3 protein-coding genes are annotated in these 3,967 nt (G+C 75.8%); 2 read left to right on the top strand and 1 reads right to left on the bottom strand.

Going from position 1 to position 3,967, the window contains the following annotated elements:
- Positions 1–230: 230 nt before the first annotated feature.
- Positions 231–1,295, bottom strand: a complete 1,065-nt coding sequence (locus F6X68_RS31380; RefSeq protein WP_151457635.1) for a serine hydrolase — start codon at positions 1,293–1,295, stop codon at positions 231–233.
- 92 nt (positions 1,296–1,387) lie between these two features.
- Here F6X68_RS31380 and F6X68_RS31375 point away from each other — a divergent pair, with 92 nt between their 5' ends.
- Together F6X68_RS31375 and F6X68_RS31370 are read left to right on the top strand one after the other, a co-directional pair.
- Positions 1,388–2,845, top strand: coding sequence for an NAD(P)/FAD-dependent oxidoreductase (locus F6X68_RS31375; protein WP_151457634.1), 1,458 nt, complete (start codon positions 1,388–1,390; stop codon positions 2,843–2,845).
- A 133-nt stretch (positions 2,846–2,978) separates the two neighbouring features.
- Positions 2,979–3,967, top strand: a 989-nt coding sequence (locus tag F6X68_RS31370; protein WP_151457633.1) for a LacI family DNA-binding transcriptional regulator, incomplete at its 3' end; no start/stop codon positions are given.

The following is a 3,967-nucleotide window of genomic DNA, read 5'->3' as shown; positions in this document are numbered from 1 at the left end:
CCCGTCAGCCCGTCCGCCCGTCAGCCCGTCGCCCGTCAGCCCGTCCGCCCGTCCGCCCGTCCGCCGGAGGCCGGCGGCAGCCACGGCCAGCCGGCGGCGCTGGCCGGAGCGGGCCGGGGGTGGCAGTGGTCGGAGATGACGAGCTGGTCCCAGCGCCCAGCGCCCAGCGCCCTGCGCCCGGCGCCCTGCGCCCGCAGCCCAGCGCCAGTCGCCAGTCGCCGGCCGTGCGGTCAGAGGCAGGAGTGCAGGGCGTCCGCCAGGGCGTCGACCCGGTCGTGGTCGGCCAGGTGCGCCGTGGCGTAGGCGAAGGTGTAGCCGCGTCCGGGATCGGCCCAGGCGGAGCTGCCGCCGATCCCGCCCATGCCCCAGCTGCCGTCCTCCTCCCACTGCATGCCCAGCGTCCAGCGGGTCCGCCGGCCGAGCAGCAGGTCGTCGCCGTCGTACTGGACCCGGGTCGCCTCGGCCACCAGTTCCCGGCTGAACAGCCGTACGCCGTCGAGGACGCCGCCGGCGAGCAGTCCCGCGTAGAGGCGGGCCAGGGCGCCGGCGGTCGAGTGCAGGTTGACGGCCGGCACCTCGGCGCCGCGCCAGAGCGGGCTGTTCACCACCGCCGGGTCCCGGCCGCCGGGCGGGTTGTCCAGCGCCCGCGCCCAGAGCGAACCCGGCTCGCCGGCCGCCCGGTCCGGCCACCCCGGATCGCCGTGGCGCAGGTCGGCGCAGCGGCGCTGGTCCGCCTCGCCCAGGCCGAAGCCGAGGTCCAGCCGCCACGGACCGGCGATCTCCTCGGCCAGGAAGCGGCCCACCGACCGCCCGTCGACCCGCCGCACCAGCTCGCCGACCAGGTGCCCGTACGTCCAGGCGTGCTCGCCCGCGACGGACCCGGGCGGCCATTCCGGCTCGGCGGCGGCGAGGTCGGCGCAGAGCAGGTCCCAGTCGGCGACGGCGGCGGCCGGCCGGGGCACCGGGAAGGCCGGCAGCCCGGCGGTGTGCGCCAACACCTGGCGGACGGTGGCCGGGGCGCGGAAGCCGGGCCAGTGGTCGACGACGGGGTCGTCCAGGTCGAGCCGGCCCCGGCCGACCAGCGCCAGCAGGCAGAGGGCGGCGACCGGCTTGGCGACGGAGTAGACGTTCACCAGCGTGTCCGGCAGCCACGGCTGCCCCGGTGACCGCTCGCCGCCGACGATGTCGACCACCGGCTCGCCGTCGTACCAGATCGCCAGGCCGGCCCCGGTCTCCCGGCCCTCGGCGAGCAGTTCGGCGAAGCAGTCGTGGACGGCGGAGAAGCGGGTGCGCATCCGGCCACGGTAGGAGGCCGGGACGCCGGCGGGCAGCGGATTTCCGGCTCGACCCGCTGGCCGGCCGCCGGGCGGTGCGCGATGCTGGCGGGATGGCGGATCCGGAACTGGTGGACGTGGTCGTGGTCGGGCTCGGGGTCGGCGGCGAGGAGGTGGCCGGGCGGCTCGCCGAGGCGGGGCTGAGCGTCGTCGGCGTCGAGCGTGATCTGGTCGGCGGGGAGTGCCCGTACTGGGGGTGCGTGCCGAGCAAGATGATGATCCGGGCGGCCAACGCGATCGCCGAGGCCCGCCGGGTGGACGGGCTCGCGGGCACCGCCGAGGTCCGGCCCGACTGGGCGCCGGTGGCGAAGCGGATCCGCGAGGAGGCCACCGACACCTGGGACGACACGGTCGCGGTGCAGCGGTTCACCGGCAAGGGCGGGCGGTTCGTCCGGGGCGCCGCCCGGCTCGACGGCCCCGGCCGGGTACGCGTGGGCGAGCGGGTCTTCCAGGCCCGGCACGGGATCGTGCTGGGCACCGGCACCAGACCGTCCGTGCCGCCGGTCGACGGGCTGGCGGACACGCCGTACTGGACCAACCGGCAGGCGATCGAGGTCGAGGAGCTGCCGGAGTCGCTGCTGGTGCTGGGCGGCGGGGCGATCGGGCTGGAGCTGGCGCAGGTCTTCGCCCGGTTCGGGGTCCGGGTCACCGTGGTCGAGGCCCTGGACCGGGTGCTCGCCGTCGAGGAGCCCGAGGCGTCCGAGGTGGCCGCCGCCGCGCTGCGGGCCGACGGGGTGGAGATCCACACCGGGGTGCGGGCGGAGCGGGTCAGCCACGACGGGCGCGGCTTCACCCTGCACGCGGCCGGTGGGGCGCGGTTCACCGCCGAGCGGCTGCTGGTGGTGACCGGTCGCCGGGCCCACCTGGACGAGCTGGGCCTGGACACCGTCGGGGTGGACGCCGGCCGGCGCTACCTGGCCGTGGACGACCGGCTGCACGTGACGGAGGGGATCTGGGCGGTCGGCGACGTCACCGGCGAGGGGGCGTTCACGCACGTCGCGATGTACCAGGCGGGGATCGTCGTCGCCGACCTGCTCGACCACGCCCGGCGCGCCGCAGGCGGGCCCGACCCCAGCGGCACCGCGAGCGCGACGGGTGGCGCGTCGGGCACCACCGGCGTGCGCGGCTCCGCCGGTGCGGTGCCGCGCGCCGACTACCGGGCGCTGCCCCGGGTGACCTTCACCGACCCCGAGGTCGGCGCGGTCGGCCTCACCGAGTCGCAGGCCCGCGAGCGGGGCGTCAACGTGCAGGTCGGCCTCGCCCGGTTGCCGTCGTCGGCCCGGGGCTGGATCCACAAGGCCGGCAACGAGGGCTTCGTCAAGCTGGTCGCGGACGCCGACCAGGGCGTGCTGATCGGCGCGACCTCGGTGGGGCCGGCCGGTGGCGAGGTGCTCTCCGGTCTGGCGGTGGCGGTGCACGCGGCCGTGCCGCTCGCCCGGCTCCGGCAGATGATCTACGCGTACCCGACCTTCCACCGGACGATCGAGGACGCGTTGCGGAACATGTCCTGACGACCGGGCCGCATGCCGCATGCCGCATGCCGCATGCCGGATGCCGGATGGCGGGCAGCGCGCGGCAGCGGAAGGCAATCGTGCGGCAGATGGCTGCTCATTTCTTTCATCGGGATGACGTACGATTGCGGCCGTGACGAAGCGGTTGACCGAAGTTGCCAAGAAGGCGGGCGTCAGCGAGGCCACCGTCAGCCGGGTGCTCAACGGCCGGGACGGGGTCTCCGAGGCGACCCGGACGGCGGTGCTGACCGCGCTGGACGTGCTCGGCTACGAGCGGCCCACCAAGCTGCGCGGCGAGCGCGCCCGGCTGGTCGGGCTGGTGCTGCCCGAGTTGCAGAACCCGATCTTCCCGGCGCTCGCCGAGGTGGTCACCGGATCCCTCGCCCAGCGCGGGTTCACCCCGGCGCTCTGCGCCCGCACCATCGGTGGCGTCTCCGAGATGGACTACGTGGAGATGCTCCTCGACCACCAGGTCTCCGGGGTGATCTTCGCCGGTGGGTCGTACGCGCTCGCCGACGCCCGGCACGACCACTACCGCCGGCTGACCGACCGGGGCCTGCCGGTGGTGCTGGTCAACGCGGGGGTGGACGAGTTGGGCTTTCCCCGGGTCTCCACGGACGACGCGGTGGCGGTGGAGCAGGCGTACGGGCACCTGCGCTCGCTCGGGCACGAGCGGATCGGGATGGTGCTCGGCCCGGAGGGGCACGTGCCGTCCCGGCGCAAGCTGGACGCGATGGCCCAGGCGGCGGGCTGGGGTGACGACACGGCGTACGTGGAGCGCTCCAGCTTCTCCATGGAGGGGGCGCGGGTCGCCGCGACCAAGCTGGTCGAGCGCGGCGTGACCGGCATCGTCTGCGCCAGCGACGTGCTGGCCCTCGGCGCCATCCGGGCCGCCCGACGGCTGGGTCGGGTGGTGCCGACCGACGTGTCGGTGGTGGGCTTCGACGACTCCGCGTTCATGACGTGCACCGACCCGCCGTTGACCACGGTGCGGCAGCCGATCGAGACCATGGGGCAGGCCGCCGTGGACCTGCTGGTCACCCAGATCGAGGGCGCCGGCGTGCTGCACGACGAGCTGCTGTTCGAGCCCGAGCTGGTCGTCCGCGGTTCCACCGCGCCCGC

Origin of the sequence: Micromonospora sp. AMSO12t, assembly GCF_008806585.1 — a bacterium.
Lineage (GTDB): Bacteria > Actinomycetota > Actinomycetes > Mycobacteriales > Micromonosporaceae > Micromonospora > Micromonospora reichwaldensis.
Note: the sequence above shows the minus strand (reverse complement) of the source record. Positions and strands in the feature narration are given on the sequence as shown.

Coding starts and splice junctions, on each gene's coding strand:
- F6X68_RS31380 (WP_151457635.1), bottom strand. CDS start 1,295: ATGCGCACCCGCTTCTCCGCCGTCCACGACTGCTTCGCCGAACTGCTC.
- F6X68_RS31375 (WP_151457634.1), top strand. CDS start 1,388: ATGGCGGATCCGGAACTGGTGGACGTGGTCGTGGTCGGGCTCGGGGTC.